Here is a 12,882-nt window from a genome sequence, read left to right as displayed (position 1 = left end):
GGAGCCCTTCTCATGCCGCTGGCTGCCCAAGCCCAGGACAAGCCCAAATGGACATTGGTGATCCACGGCGGTGCCGGGATCATCGAGAAGGGCCGGGTTACCCCCGAACAGGAAAAAGGCATTGCCGCCGGCCTCAACGCCGCGCTCGATGCCGGATCGAAGGTGCTCGCCGGCGGCGGCTCCTCGCTCGACGCGGTGCAGGCCGCAGTGCAGGTGCTCGAAGACGATCCGCACTTCAACGCCGGCCGCGGTGCGGTGTTCACCTGGGACGGCCGCAACGAGCTCGACGCCGCGATCATGGACGGACGCAACCGCGCCGCGGGCTCGGTAGCCGGAGTCACTACCACACGCCACCCGGTCGCCGCGGCGCGCGCGGTGATGGAGAAGAGCCCGCACGTCATGCTTTCAGGCGCCGGCGCCGATCAGTTCGCGCGCGAGCAGGGGCTCGAGCAGGTCGAGAACAGCTGGTTCGCGACCCCCGAGCGCCGCAAGCAGCTCGACAAGATGAAGGCCAATGACAAGCTCGGCTGGTTCGACGTCGACCTCAAATACGGCACCGTCGGCGCAGTGGCGATGGACGGCGAAGGCCATGTCGCCGCCGCCACTTCGACCGGCGGGCTCACCGGCAAGCGCTGGGGGCGCATCGGCGACGCTCCGATCATCGGCGCCGGCACCTATGCCGACGACCGCGCCTGCGCCGTCTCGGCGACCGGCGCGGGCGAGTTCTTCATCCGCGAGGGCGTGACTCACGAGATCTGCGCCCGCGTTCGCTTCAAGGGCGAGAGCCTGCAGCAGGCCGCCGAGACGGTGATGGCCGAGGTCAAGGCATTGGGCGGCACCGGCGGCGTGATCCTCACCGGCTCCAACGGGGAGATGGCGTGGACCTTCAACACGCCCGGAATGTATCGCGGCAAGGCCTCCTCCAACGGCGACCGGCTGGTCGCATTCTATGGTGACGACAAGTGAAGCACCTCCTGATCCTGCTCGCCGCGATCCTCGGATTCGGCTCGGCCGCCTCGCCTGCCGCGGCCTATTGGGAATATGGCCATGAGACCGTCGCCGCGATCGCCTGGCGCAACGTGACGCCGGCGGTACGCGCCGAGATCCGCGAATTGCTCCGGCACCAGGCGCTGCTCGAGACGCCGACCTGCCCCGCGCGGACGATCGAGCAAGCCAGCATCTGGGCCGATTGCATCAAGGAACTCGGGCCGCGTTTCAGCTACGCGTACAATTGGCACTATCAGAACGTGAACATCTGCAAGGACTTCACGCTCAAGGGCAATTGCCCCGACGGCAATTGCGTCTCCGCACAGATCGAGCGCGCCGTGAAATTGCTCAAGGACCGAAAGGTGCCGGTGCGCGAGCGGGTGATGGCGCTGGCCTTCCTCGTCCATTTCGTCGGCGACCTGCACCAGCCGCTCCACGCCGGCGACCGCGGCGATCTCGGCGGCAATCGCGCGAAATCGACCTACGGCATCTATTCGACCGAGAAGCTCAACCTCCACAGTATCTGGGACGGTCTGCTCGCCGAGCGCGCGATCTCGACGCCGCCCTCGCTGGTTCGCGTTTATTCGGCCGAGGAACGCTCGGCGGTGAATGGCGGCAGCGTCGAGGACTGGAGCCGCGACAGCTGGCAGATCGCCCGCGACGTCGCTTATGGCAGCGCTTACGGCGATCCGTGTGGCCCCGTACCCGAGCGTGCCAAGCTCGACGAGGCGACTATCGAGAAACTGATCGAGCCGGCGCGCCAGCAATTGGTCAAAGGCGGCCTCCGGCTCGCGCGGCTGCTCGACGAGGCTTTGGGCTAGTCCCGCTCCCCCAGCGCCAGCGCCAGCCGCCGTCGGTCTTGAGCCAACTCAACCAGACGAAGCCCGCAAACAGCGGCAGGAAAAGGAGCTGGTAGAGCGCGCTGCGCTGATGGGCGAGCCGGGCGATGCCGCTCGCAGCCACGAGCATGCCGATCGTCAGCAGCCAGCCCTGCCACGTCGCGGGGACCACGCCCCAGCCATAGCGCTTCTGCGCGAACCAATAGCCGGGGCGGACACGGTACAGATCGCGAAGGCGGCTCATCATTTCCCGCCCCCGTCGCGCGTGAGTGCCACGAGCCGGAGCACCGCAAGCCCGATCAGCGCGACGCAGATCACTGCGGCAACCGCGATCGGCCAATGCTCGCCGTCATGCCGTTCGATAAGAGTGGCGGCACCGAACATCAGCGCCGAGCCCGCCCCCAGAACCGCGGCGAGCAGCGGGTTGCGGCGCCCGGTGCAGCGGCGCTTGCGTCCGATCAGAAACATCATGCTTCGTCTCCTTTGTCCCTAGGCGGTCGGCCTCGCTTGGCGCGCACCGGTTCCGCCAATTTGACTCCGCGCCGCCCCAGCGCCTCGCGCAGCAGGCATTCGACCTGCGCGTTGACGCTCCTGAGATCGCTCGCCGCGCTGCGCTCGATCGCCGCGTAGAGCGCGGGATCGAGACGCAGCGGGAACGCCTTTTTGGGAGGTGCCGACACGCTATTTCCTACTGGTAGAGCGAACCCGCGTTGACGACCGGCTGCGTGTCGCGCTCGCCGCACAGCACCACCATCAGGTTCGAGACCATCGCGGCGCGCCGCTCGTCATCGAGCTCGACGACGTTCTTCTCCGAAAGCAGCGCGAGTGCCATTTCGACCATGCCGACCGCGCCCTCGACCAGGGTGGTACGTGCTGCGACCACCGCCTGGGCCTGCTGGCGCCGCAGCATCGCTCCGGCGATCTCCTGCGCATAAGCCAGGTGCGTGAAGCCGCATTCGTCGACAGTGATGCCGGCAACGGTGAGCCGCGCGATCAACTCGGTGCGCAACTCGGCGCCGACCTGATCGTGATTGCCGCGCAGCGTGACTTCCTGATGCTCGAAATCGTCATAAGGATAGCGCGAGCCGATCGTGCGCACGGCCGCCTCGATCTGGACCATCACGAACGCCTTGTAATCGTCGACGTCGAACAAAGCCTGCGCAGTGTCGGTCACGCGCCACACCACCTGCGCCGCCATTTCAATCGGATTGCCCCGCAAATCGTTCACCTTGATCCGATCCGAGATGATGTTGTTGGCGCGTACCGACACCCGCTTCTTGATCATCCATGGCCAGGTCCAGCGCAGCCCGGTGGTGCGATCGGTGCCGCGGTAATCGCCGAACAGAGTGATCACCGTCGCCTGATTGGGCTGGAGCAGATAAAAACCGCTCACCACGAACAGGAACAGCACGCACGACGCGAACAACCCGGAAACGATGATCCAATCCGCCACGCGATCGATCTGACTGATCGTCACGGCGACACCGGCGATCGCCAGCAGCAACACGAGCAGCATGCCATAGCCGCTCATGGTGTGCGCCGCGCGCTCGCTGCTCTGCCGCAATGCAGATGTCGCGCCCCTGATGTCCGTCATCGTTCCCTCCGTTAATTGTGATATCGTATTTATATCGAAACACGGAGAGTCGCAAGCGCAATCGGCAGACATGCGAACGCCGCCGATCCGCAAGGACCGACGGCGCTCGAAAAGCCCGGGAGAGCTTGGTTCAGTTGATGACGATGGTCACCGCGCGGCGGTTCTGCGCCCAGCTGGCTTCGTCCGAGCCCAGCGCCAACGGCCGCTCCTTGCCGTAGCTGATCGTCGTGATCCGCGTGGCCGAGACGCCGCGCGCCGCGAGATAGTTCTTCGCGGCGTTGGCGCGGCGATCGCCGAGGCCAAGATTATATTCGCGCGTGCCGCGCTCGTCGCAATGCCCCTCGATCGTGATCCGTGCCTCAGGATGCGCGACGAGCCACTGCGACTGACTGTCGAGGATCGCGCGCGCTTCCGGATCGATGTCGTACTGGTCGAGCGCGAAATGCACGGTGTCGCTGGTGACTTCGCGCTTGAACTGCTCGTTCAGCCGGCCCGCCAGCGTATCGCTGCTCTCGCCGCCATCGGTGGCCACCGGCGTCTCGGTCGGAGCCGGCGGCAGTTCGGGCGGGCGCTTCTTGGCGCAACCCGCGGTGGCGACAAGCGCCAGGCCCAGGACCAGGCCGGTCGTCATCTTGCCCATGGTTTTTCCTCCTCTACTCATGATTCTGATTGCAACCCGATACGCACACTACGGATGCGTAACGTTTCAGGGGCGAATGGGTCCCCAGCTCGGATCCGAGCCGTCCAGCGGCGTGGGGATCTTGCGGGCGTTGACTCCGGTCAGGTCGACCGACCACAGGTCCGGCCGTCCCGAACCCTGCGTCGCCCGGAAGAACATCAGCACCCGCCCGTTGGGCGACCAGGTCGGACCCTCGTCGCCCCACGCATTGGTGAGCAATTTCTCGCCGCCGCCGCTCGAATTCATCACGCCGATGCGGAACGCGCCGCCGCCGGTGCGCGTGAACGCGATCAGGTCACCGCGCGGGCTCCACACCGGCGTGGCGTAGCGCCCGCCGCCGAAGCTGATCCTTTTCTGGTTCGATCCGTCGGCATTCATCACATAAAGCTGCTGGGTGCCGCCGCGATCGCTCTCGAACACAATCTTCGAGCCATCGGGCGAATAGCTGCCGCCCGTATCGATGCCAGGAGCGTTGGTGAGCCGCTGCGGCTGACCCCCGCTCGCGGCGATCCGATAGATGTCGGTATTGCCCGCCACCGACATCGAGAACAGGATCGAGCGCCCGTCCGGCGAGAAATGCGGCGCGAAATTCTGGCTGACATTGGTCACCAATCGCCGGTTCGAGCGCGCCGCCATGTCGTAGATCCAGATCGACGGGCGGCGGCCCTCATAGCTCATGTACACGATCGCGTTCTGCTTCGGCGACATGCGCGGGGTGAGCACGATGTTCTGGCCGTTGGTCAGGAAGCGATGATTGGCGCCATCCTGATCCATGATCGCGATCTGCTTGCGGCGCTTCCCCTTGGGACCCTGTTCGGCGACATAGACGATCTGGCTGTCGAAATACGGGCCCTCGCCGGTGAGGCGGGTGTAGATCGCATCAGCGCATTTATGCGCGGCGCGGCGCCAGTCGCCCGGCGAAACGCGGAAACCCTGCCGAACCAGCTCGGTCTGGGCCGCGAGATCGTAGAGATAGCAGCCGATCGTCAGCGTGCCGTTGGCGTCGGCGCGGACATAGCCCTGAACCAATGCCTGGCCGCCACTCCATCCGGGATAATTGGGCTGGTTGACTTCGGAATAGGCGATCGCGCGCGTCGCGTTGGGACCGACGGTCTTGAACAGCCCGGTGTTACGCAGATCGTCATCGACGATCTGGGCGAGCTTGCGGCCGAGTTCGACAGTCGAGCCAGCCGGTGTCTGCGTCACTGCCGCGGTGGGCATCGCCGGAATGAGGATCGGCAACGGCGCCGACATGCCGCCCTCGACATCGACGACGAGCCCGCCCGATTGATCGTCCTGCGCGGGCGTTGCGCCGATCGGCGGCGGCGTCACTTCCTGCGCGTGGGCGACACCGGCAGAGGTGGCTATCAGTGCGGCCAGCGCGATCTTGAAGGTTCGCATCCTATCCATTTCCTCAGCTTGTAAGTCGATATCGAAGCGTGAAGCTCTTCCAGCCATTGGGCACGTCGTAGAGCTCGTCAGGCAGCCCGCGCAGCGGCGAGCAGGCGGCGAAGATCGCGCGCACCGCATCGTCGACGCGAGTCACGTAACGCTGATTCGAATCGTCCACGCCGGTATGGCCGACGATCCGCGGCGGGCCGGCCAGCGATCCGTCGCGATTGATCCGCAGGTTTACCACCACGCGGATCTGGTCGGCGCCCGGGCCCGGGTTGACCTGGCGATTGGCACAGGGCTGAACCTGCCGCTGAATTGCCGAGCCGATATCCGCCGCCGCCTGCGCCGACATCTTCGCGGCGGGCGGATTGGTAGACGTGCTGTTGGTGCGGTTGTTCGAGCGGCCAAGATCGAGTCCGTCGAGATTGCCCGTCGGGCGCACCGCATTGCGGGGCTTCTGGCGCGGATTGGTGGCCGGCGCGGCAGTCGTCGGCTTGGACGGCGGTGCCGGCTTGGCATTGGGTGCAGGCGCCGGCTTGGGCGGCGTCGGCTGCGGCTTGGCGACCGGTTCGGGCTCGGATACCGGCTCGGGCGGCGCGCTGTCGGGCTCGACCGGCGCCTCGACCGGCGATTTCTTCGCCGCCTCGGGCTCACTGCTGATCACCGGCGCCGTGCTTTCCAGTCCGACATCCTCGGCGAACGACACGGCGATCGGCGTGCTGACGAGCTTGTCAGGGTTCGGCGTGGGGAGGAAATAGCCCGCGAGCAGCACGAACAGCGCGGCATGGCCGGCGGCGGCGACCGCGAGTCCTCCCATTTCGGAACGAGTCAGCGCCATCGCGTCACTTGCTCGCGGCGTTGGTCAGCAAGGAAACACGGTTGAGCCCGGCCCGGTTGAGCTCGCCCATCACGCGCATAACCTTGCCGTAACCGAGCCCCTGATCGGCACGCAGATAGATTTGCGGCGGCTTGCCGTCGGCACCTTTGCGTGACGCGACCTGCTCCAGCATCCCCGCCAGCGCCGCGTCGTTCACCGGTTCGTTGTCGACGAACACCTGGCCCTTGTCGTCGATCGCGATCTGGACCGGCTTCTGCTCCTGATCGAGCGCCTTGGCGCGGCTCTCGGGCAGGTTCACCGGAACGCCAGCGGTCAGCAGAGGCGCAGTGACCATGAAGATGATCAGCAGCACCAGCATCACGTCGACCAGAGGCGTCACGTTGATATCGGCCATCGGCGCCCGGCGCCCACGACCCCGATTGGAGGGGAGATGCATCGCCATGCTAGATCCTCCCCGGCACGGGGAGGGGGACCATGCGCAGCATGGTGGAGGGGGTTCTCCTCCTGGCGAATCGCGTGGGGAGAGCCCCCTCCGTCAGCGCTGCGCGCTGCCACTCCCCCGTCCCGGGGAGGAGTTTGCGACCCTCTCTCACGCCTCCATCTCCAGGCGACGGCTGAGCGTCGCGTGAAAGCCGTCGGCGAAGCGGTTGAGCCGCTGCTCGACGCGATTGATGCCGTGGCTGTAGCGATTATAGGCGATCACCGCGGGGATCGCCGCGAACAGCCCGATCGCCGTGGCGAAGAGCGCCTCGGCGATGCCCGGCGCCACCACCGCGAGCGACGAATTCTGCTCGGCGGCGATGCTGGTGAAGCTGCGCATGATGCCCCAGACGGTGCCGAAAAGCCCGACGAACGGGGCCACGGCGCCGACGGTGGCGAGGAAGTTGAGCCGATCGGCGAGGCGATCGATCTCCTGCGCGACCGCGGCACCCATCGCCGTGGCGAGGCGGTCGCGCGTGCCGCCGCGATCGATCGACTTGCCGGTGGTCGAGCGCCGCCATTCCGTGACGCCCGCCGAGAAGACCCGGCCGATCGGCTGATCGCGAGCAGCCACGCGACGGTGGAATTCGTCGATATCGTCGGCCTCGCGATATTCGGTCTCGAAACTGGCGATGCCCCTCTTCACCGAACCGATCCGGAAACCAAAGCTCAGGATGATCGCCCAGGTCCACAGGCTCGCCGCCAGCAGGCCGATCATCACGCCGCGGACCACCCAGTCCGCCTGGAGGAACAGGGCGACGGGCGACATGGTCGCAGCGGCGGTATTCAGGAACAACATGTCGAGCTTAGTTTCCCTTCCACAACAACGGTTCGAACGCGGCAATCCATGCTGCCGGCTGACGCCGCGGCCGACCGGTCGGGGAGACGAACGCCGCCTCGACTTCTCCTTGGGCCACGATTGTTTCGTCCCGCATGACTCTTTGCTGAATGACGACGGCAGCGGCGCGCATCGCCATAAGCCGGCTGACCACGATCAGTTCCTCGCCTAGCCGCGCGGGCGCGCGATAGTCCAGCTGGATGCTGCGCAGCGCGTAAGCGCCCTCGCCGCTTTCGAAAGTGGTGCGCTGGTCGACACCCGCGGCGAGCAGCATGTCCGAGCGGGCGCGCTCCATGTAGCGCAGGTAATTGGCATGATAGACCACGCCGGTGAGGTCGGTGTCCTCGAAATAGACGCGCAGCCCGAAGTGATGCTCAAGGCCATGGAAGCGGCCGATGGCGGAGAGCGCATGCATGAGTTGGGCCTTAACCAAGGGTTTCCGACGGGGGAACCCCTCCCCTCAGTCGAACAGCCCTTCCTGCGCGGTGGGCGGTGGATTGAGCCCGAGATGCTTCCAGCCGGCGGCGTTGAGGCAGCGCCCGCGCGCCGTTCGCGCGATCATGCCGATCTGGATCAGATAGGGTTCGATCACTTCCTCGATCGTGTCGCGCGGTTCGCTGAGCCCCGCGGCGAGCGTCTCCACGCCGACCGGTCCGCCTTTGTAGATGTCGGCGATCATCATCAGATAGCGCCGGTCCATGCTGTCGAGCCCGAGCCCATCGACCTCGAGCCGGGTCAGCGCTGCGTCGGCGACCTTGGCATGAACGGTCTCCTCGCCTGCGACATTGGCGAAATCGCGCACCCGGCGCAGCAGCCGTCCGGCAATCCGCGGCGTGCCGCGCGACCGCTTGGCGATCTCGTGCGCGCCGTCGGGGGCGACGTGCAGGTCGAGCAGGGTCGCGGCGCGCGTGACGACGCGTTCGAGCTCGTCGACGGTGTAGAATTGCAGCCGCACCGGAATCCCGAAGCGGTCGCGCAGCGGCGTGGTCAACAGGCCCTGCCGTGTGGTCGCCCCAACCAGGGTGAAGCGCGGCAAATCGATCCGCACCGAACGTGCCGAAGGGCCCTCGCCGATCATGAGATCCAGCGCGCGGTCCTCCATCGCTGGATAGAGGACTTCCTCGACCGCGGGATTGAGGCGATGGATCTCGTCGATGAACAGGACGTCGCCGTCCTCGAGATTGGTGAGCAAAGCCGCGAGATCGCCCGACTTGGCGATCACCGGCCCCGAGGTCGATCGGAACCCCACTCCCATCTCCCGCGCAATGATCTGCGCGAGCGTGGTCTTGCCGAGCCCGGGCGGCCCGAAGAACAGCACGTGATCCAGCGCCTCGCCGCGCTGCCTGGCGGCCTGGATGAAGATGCGCAGATTCTCCCGCGCCCCCTTCTGCCCGACGAACTCGTCGAGCGACTTGGGACGCAGCGCGGCATCGATGTCCTCCGGCTTGCGGATCGGCGCGAGGATGCGGTCGGCGTCGCTCATCCGAGCAGTCCGCTCAGCAACTGGGGGTGGAAGCCCCAGCCGAGGAAACCGCACGCCCCCAGGAACAGCCCGAACGCCCCGAATGCCCAGGCCGCGCCGAGTAGCCACGCGGTCTCGGCGAGCGCCGAGACGGCGGCGATCGAAATCGCAGTCGAGATCGCGGCATCGCTCGCGTCGAACTGATCGTCGTGCACATTGAACGCGTCATATTGTGCCGCCCGTCTCTTCGCCTCCGTCGCCAGCCGCGGTGCCTCGATCCTGTATTTGGCTATCTCCCTATCGAGCTGGGCGAGCACCGGCGCCGACCTGACGTCATCAGGCGCCAGCACGGCGATCTGCGCGCGACTGTTCTCGGCGAGGTGCTGCTTGAGCCGCGTCGCCTGATACTCGTTCCAACCATCGACCGATGCCGATTGGGCCTGTTGCATCGCCTGGACGATATTGCCGTCCTTGATCCCGCAGAGCCCCATGAACACCGAGAGGATCACCACGGTGACCGCCACACGGCGGTTGAGCGCCTTGTCCTTGGCCTCTGCGCTGATTTCGATTTCCATGCCGTCTGCCTATTTCGCTGCCACGCGCAACGCCAGCCCGACGCGGGCGGCGGGCGTAGCACTCGGCGCGTCATTGGCGGCGCTGCCGCAGCGTGAGGCAATGGGGATCCGGCCGGCGTCAGTCATGCTCGATTCCATCGCCGGTAATCGTCACCCAGGCGTGTTTGCGTCCTTCCCACACCGAGAAATGCGGCGCCGGGAAATCAGGATCGGCGAAATTGCCGATCGGGACTGCGATCGTCTCCGGCATCGAAGCGTTGCGATACCAGCCGGTCCCGCCGCACGTCTGGCAGAAATGAAAGCTGGCTGCCCGGCCACTGTCCCCGATATGCACCCATTCCGTCGACGTTCCGCTGAGCCGCACCTGCTCGACCCGAAAGCGCGCCTGCGCGGCGAAAGCGGAGCCGCTGCGCTGCTGGCAGTTCAGGCAATGGCAGACCGAGATGCGCACCGGCTCGCCATGACATTCGGCCCGAAGCTGCCCGCACCAGCAGGTCGCGATGCGCGGCGCGCTCATTTCGCCGCCTTCCGCAGCGCCAGCCGCACCAGCGCGTCGAGCGTCGCCCCCGCGCCGAGTTCGTCGTTCGCGGCGCTCACCGCAGTCGACGCCTCGGCCGGCTTGAAGCCGAGGTTGAGCAGCGCCGAGACCGCGTCCGCCGCCGCGCTGCCGGCGGGCGCCGGTGCTGCGCCCGCGCCGCCCAGCGCGATGCCACCAGCCTTGTCCTTGAGCTCGTTGACGATGCGCTGGGCGAGCTTTGGCCCCACACCATTGGCACGCGCGATCATCGCCGAATCGGCGCGTGCGACTGCCGTGCGCAGTTCGTCGGGCGCGAGGATCGAAAGGATCGCCAGCGCGACCTTCGAGCCGACGCCCTGGACATGGGTGAGCAGCTTGAACCAGTCGCGCTCGTCGGCAGTGGCGAAACCCATCAGCCGGATGAAATCCTCGGCGACGAGCATCTCGGTGTGGATCGTCACTGCGCTGTCGACCGGCCCGAGCTTCTCGAGTGTCTTGGACGAAGCGCCGACGAGATAGCCGACGCCGTTCACGTCGATCACCGCGTGATCCGCTCCGGTCGCTGCCAGCCTGCCTTTCAGATGCGCGATCACTTGCCCTCGCTCGTCATGCCGGACTTGTTCCGGCAACCACCGGCCCGCAAGCACCCAGAGCGGAACATATGCAGCACAGTCGCCCCCGGAACAAGGGCGACGATCAGCGCGAGCGGGCGAGGGTCCGCGCCGACGCGAGATGGTGGGCATGACAGATCGCCACCGCGAGCGCGTCGCCGGCATCGGGTCCGTCGATCTTCACGCCCGGCAGCAGCCGCGCGACCATCGCATGGACCTGCGCCTTCTCGGCATTGCCGGTTCCGACCACCGCCTTCTTGACGATGCTAGGGGTGTATTCGCCGACGTCCAACCCTGCACGCGCCGCCGCGCAGAGCACCACCCCGCGCGCCTGGCCGAGCTTCAGCGTCGATTGCGCGTTCGAATTGACGAACACTTCCTCGCACGCCGCGGCGTCCGGCGCATGATCGACGATCAAGGCGGCGAGCATCGCATCGAGATGCGCGAGCCGGCGCGGCAGCGGCGCCTGCGGATCGGTCTTGAGCTTGCCGTTGGCGATATGGCTCAGTCGATTGCCCTCGGCGCGGATCAGCCCCCAGCCGGTGGTGCCGAGCCCGGGATCGAGGCCGAGGATGATCATATTCTCAGAGCCGCAGGCCGAAGCGCGGCCCGATCGTCGTCATGCCGATATAGAGTAGGAAGGTGAGCACACAGCCGGCGAGCAAGGAGAGCCAGAAATTGACGCCGCTGCGCAACAGCGCCGGGATCAGCAGGAACATCGGCAACGAGGGCAGCACATACCAGAAAGTCGCCTCCGCATGGTGCGCCATGTTCTCGGCATCCGGGCGGCCATTCCACAACAGGATCATGCCGAGAATCGATACCAGCGGCAGCGAGGCGACGAGCGCAGCAAGCGCCGGCTGGCGCTTGCCGATCTCCGCGATCGCCACGATCAGCGCACCCGAGAGCAACGCCTTGGCGATCAATACGAACATTATCCGAGCTTCTCCATCACCTCGTCCGAGACCTCGTAATTGCCCCAGACGGTCTGGACGTCGTCGTCGTCGTCGAGCGCGTCGATCAGCTTGAACAAAGTCGCCGCGTCGCCCTCGGCCACCTCGACCATGGTCTGCGGACGCCAGGCGAGCTTGGCGCCTTCGGGCTCACCGAGCACGGGAGTCAGCGCCTTGGCGACTTCGTGGAGATCGCCCTGCGCGGTCCAGATCTCGTGGCCGTCCTCGCTCGACGTCACGTCCTCGGCGCCGGCTTCGAGCGCGGCTTCGAACACCTTGTCGGCGTCGCCGGCACTCGCGGGATAGTTGATGAGCCCCATGCGATCGAAGGCGTGGCTCACCGAGCCCGGCGCGCCGAGATTGCCGCCGTTCTTGCTGATCGCAGTGCGCACATTGGTGACGGTGCGGTTGCGATTGTCGGTCAGCGTCTCGACGATCAGGCTCACGCCGCCGGGGCCGAACGCCTCGTAGCGGATCTCTTCGTAATTCTCGGCGTCGCCCTTGCTCGCTTTGTCGATCGAGCGCTGGATATTGTCCTTTGGCATCGACTGCGCCTTGGCGGCGTTGACCGCCGCGCGCAGCCGCGGATTCATGTCCGGGTCGGGCAAGCCCATCTTGGCCGCGACGGTGATTTCGCGGCTGAGCTTGGAGAACATGCCCGAGCGCTTCTTATCCTGCGCGCCCTTGCGGTGCATGATGTTCTTGAATTTGGAATGGCCTGCCATGAATCCAATCTACCGTTCGGGCTGAGCTTGTCGAAGCCCCGTTCTTCTTGCTCAGCCAGCGGTTAGAAGAAAGTGCGGCCCTTCGACAAGCTCAGGGCGAACGGGGCTTTCTCGGGATCAGTGCAGGCCGAGCGCGTTGCGATAGGTTTCGAGCAGCGCATCGGCCTCGTCGCGGTGGTGCTTCTCCATCTTCCGCAGGCGGACGATGTGGCGCATCGTCTTGGTGTCGAAGCCGGTCGATTTGGATTCGGCGTAGACATCCTTGATGTCGTCGGCGATGCCCTTCTTCTCCTCTTCGAGGCGCTCGATCCGCTCGATGAAGAGGCGCAGCTGTTCGGCGGAAATCGAATCGGACAAGGGTATCTCCTGACGCTGGTTGGCCGTCACCC

Annotated in this window: 20 protein-coding genes; 2 read left to right on the top strand and 18 right to left on the bottom strand. The window is 66.2% G+C overall.

The window, feature by feature from the left end; genetic code table 11:
• The first annotated feature begins 12 nt into the window (after nucleotides 1-12).
• Together ASE13_RS14385 and ASE13_RS14380 are read left to right on the top strand one after the other, a co-directional pair.
• Nucleotides 13-966, top strand: a complete 954-nt coding sequence (locus ASE13_RS14385; RefSeq protein ID WP_056617159.1) for an isoaspartyl peptidase/L-asparaginase family protein — start codon at nucleotides 13-15, stop codon at nucleotides 964-966.
• The gene (locus ASE13_RS14380; RefSeq protein WP_056617156.1) at nucleotides 963-1,808 is read left to right on the top strand and encodes a S1/P1 nuclease; all 846 of its coding nucleotides are present in this window, start codon (nucleotides 963-965) and stop codon (nucleotides 1,806-1,808) included. The genes ASE13_RS14385 and ASE13_RS14380 overlap by 4 nt, the downstream gene beginning before the upstream one ends.
• On the opposite strand, the gene ASE13_RS14375 is transcribed toward ASE13_RS14380, so the two are convergent.
• The 18 genes from ASE13_RS14375 to ASE13_RS14290 all read right to left on the bottom strand — a co-directional run bounded on the left by ASE13_RS14375 (nucleotide 1,759) and on the right by ASE13_RS14290 (nucleotide 12,850).
• A complete protein-coding gene (locus tag ASE13_RS14375; RefSeq protein ID WP_056617152.1) occupies nucleotides 1,759-2,070 on the bottom strand; it encodes a hypothetical protein in 312 nt (103 codons plus the stop codon). The two genes, ASE13_RS14380 and ASE13_RS14375, sit on opposite strands and share 50 nt — an antisense overlap.
• A complete protein-coding gene (locus ASE13_RS14370; protein WP_056617150.1) occupies nucleotides 2,070-2,297 on the bottom strand; it encodes a hypothetical protein in 228 nt (75 codons plus the stop codon). Before ASE13_RS14370 ends, ASE13_RS14375 begins: the two co-directional genes overlap by 1 nt.
• Nucleotides 2,294-2,506, bottom strand: a complete 213-nt coding sequence (locus tag ASE13_RS14365; RefSeq protein WP_056617147.1) for a hypothetical protein — start codon at nucleotides 2,504-2,506, stop codon at nucleotides 2,294-2,296. Before ASE13_RS14365 ends, ASE13_RS14370 begins: the two co-directional genes overlap by 4 nt.
• A gap of 8 nt (nucleotides 2,507-2,514) precedes the next feature.
• Nucleotides 2,515-3,420, bottom strand: a complete 906-nt coding sequence (locus tag ASE13_RS14360) for an SPFH domain-containing protein (protein WP_056617144.1) — start codon at nucleotides 3,418-3,420, stop codon at nucleotides 2,515-2,517.
• Nucleotides 3,421-3,550: 130 nt separating this feature from the next.
• Nucleotides 3,551-4,060 carry a peptidoglycan-associated lipoprotein Pal gene (gene pal, locus ASE13_RS14355; protein WP_056617141.1) on the bottom strand — a complete coding sequence of 170 codons (510 nt, stop codon included), beginning with the start codon at nucleotides 4,058-4,060 and terminating at the stop codon, nucleotides 3,551-3,553.
• 66 nt (nucleotides 4,061-4,126) lie between these two features.
• Complete coding sequence (tolB, locus tag ASE13_RS14350; RefSeq protein ID WP_056617138.1) at nucleotides 4,127-5,500, bottom strand: Tol-Pal system beta propeller repeat protein TolB; 1,374 nt, start codon at nucleotides 5,498-5,500, stop codon at nucleotides 4,127-4,129.
• 13 nt (nucleotides 5,501-5,513) lie between these two features.
• Nucleotides 5,514-6,332 (bottom strand): cell envelope biogenesis protein TolA, encoded by an 819-nt coding sequence (locus ASE13_RS14345; protein ID WP_156404895.1) that lies wholly within the window; start codon nucleotides 6,330-6,332, stop codon nucleotides 5,514-5,516.
• 4 nt (nucleotides 6,333-6,336) lie between these two features.
• A complete protein-coding gene (gene tolR, locus ASE13_RS14340) occupies nucleotides 6,337-6,774 on the bottom strand; it encodes a protein TolR (protein WP_056617135.1) in 438 nt (145 codons plus the stop codon).
• 147 nt (nucleotides 6,775-6,921) lie between these two features.
• Nucleotides 6,922-7,611 (bottom strand): protein TolQ, encoded by a 690-nt coding sequence (tolQ, locus tag ASE13_RS14335; protein WP_056617132.1) that lies wholly within the window; start codon nucleotides 7,609-7,611, stop codon nucleotides 6,922-6,924.
• A 7-nt stretch (nucleotides 7,612-7,618) separates the two neighbouring features.
• Nucleotides 7,619-8,065, bottom strand: coding sequence for a YbgC/FadM family acyl-CoA thioesterase (locus tag ASE13_RS14330; protein ID WP_056617129.1), 447 nt, complete (start codon nucleotides 8,063-8,065; stop codon nucleotides 7,619-7,621).
• 45 nt (nucleotides 8,066-8,110) lie between these two features.
• A complete protein-coding gene (ruvB, locus tag ASE13_RS14325) occupies nucleotides 8,111-9,133 on the bottom strand; it encodes a Holliday junction branch migration DNA helicase RuvB (protein ID WP_056617126.1) in 1,023 nt (340 codons plus the stop codon).
• A complete protein-coding gene (locus tag ASE13_RS14320) occupies nucleotides 9,130-9,687 on the bottom strand; it encodes a DUF4337 domain-containing protein (protein WP_056617124.1) in 558 nt (185 codons plus the stop codon). The genes ruvB and ASE13_RS14320 overlap by 4 nt, the downstream gene beginning before the upstream one ends.
• Before the next feature lie 118 nt (nucleotides 9,688-9,805).
• A complete protein-coding gene (locus tag ASE13_RS14315) occupies nucleotides 9,806-10,204 on the bottom strand; it encodes a GFA family protein (RefSeq protein WP_056617121.1) in 399 nt (132 codons plus the stop codon).
• Nucleotides 10,201-10,797, bottom strand: a complete 597-nt coding sequence (ruvA, locus tag ASE13_RS14310; RefSeq protein WP_056617117.1) for a Holliday junction branch migration protein RuvA — start codon at nucleotides 10,795-10,797, stop codon at nucleotides 10,201-10,203. The genes ASE13_RS14315 and ruvA overlap by 4 nt, the downstream gene beginning before the upstream one ends.
• Before the next feature lie 103 nt (nucleotides 10,798-10,900).
• The gene (gene ruvC / locus ASE13_RS14305) at nucleotides 10,901-11,395 is read right to left on the bottom strand and encodes a crossover junction endodeoxyribonuclease RuvC (RefSeq protein ID WP_056617114.1); all 495 of its coding nucleotides are present in this window, start codon (nucleotides 11,393-11,395) and stop codon (nucleotides 10,901-10,903) included.
• Nucleotides 11,396-11,399: 4 nt separating this feature from the next.
• Complete coding sequence (locus tag ASE13_RS14300; RefSeq protein WP_056617111.1) at nucleotides 11,400-11,750, bottom strand: DUF3147 family protein; 351 nt, start codon at nucleotides 11,748-11,750, stop codon at nucleotides 11,400-11,402.
• The gene (locus ASE13_RS14295; RefSeq protein ID WP_056617108.1) at nucleotides 11,750-12,493 is read right to left on the bottom strand and encodes a YebC/PmpR family DNA-binding transcriptional regulator; all 744 of its coding nucleotides are present in this window, start codon (nucleotides 12,491-12,493) and stop codon (nucleotides 11,750-11,752) included. The genes ASE13_RS14300 and ASE13_RS14295 overlap by 1 nt, the downstream gene beginning before the upstream one ends.
• 117 nt (nucleotides 12,494-12,610) lie before the next feature.
• Complete coding sequence (locus tag ASE13_RS14290) at nucleotides 12,611-12,850, bottom strand: DUF2312 domain-containing protein (RefSeq protein WP_056617902.1); 240 nt, start codon at nucleotides 12,848-12,850, stop codon at nucleotides 12,611-12,613.
• Between the last annotated feature and the right edge of the window lie 32 nt (nucleotides 12,851-12,882).

It is taken from the genome of Sphingomonas sp. Root241, from assembly GCF_001428865.1.
GTDB lineage: Bacteria > Pseudomonadota > Alphaproteobacteria > Sphingomonadales > Sphingomonadaceae > Sphingomonas.
The sequence above is the reverse complement of the archived record's forward strand: the minus strand, read 5'-3'. Positions and strand labels throughout refer to the sequence as shown.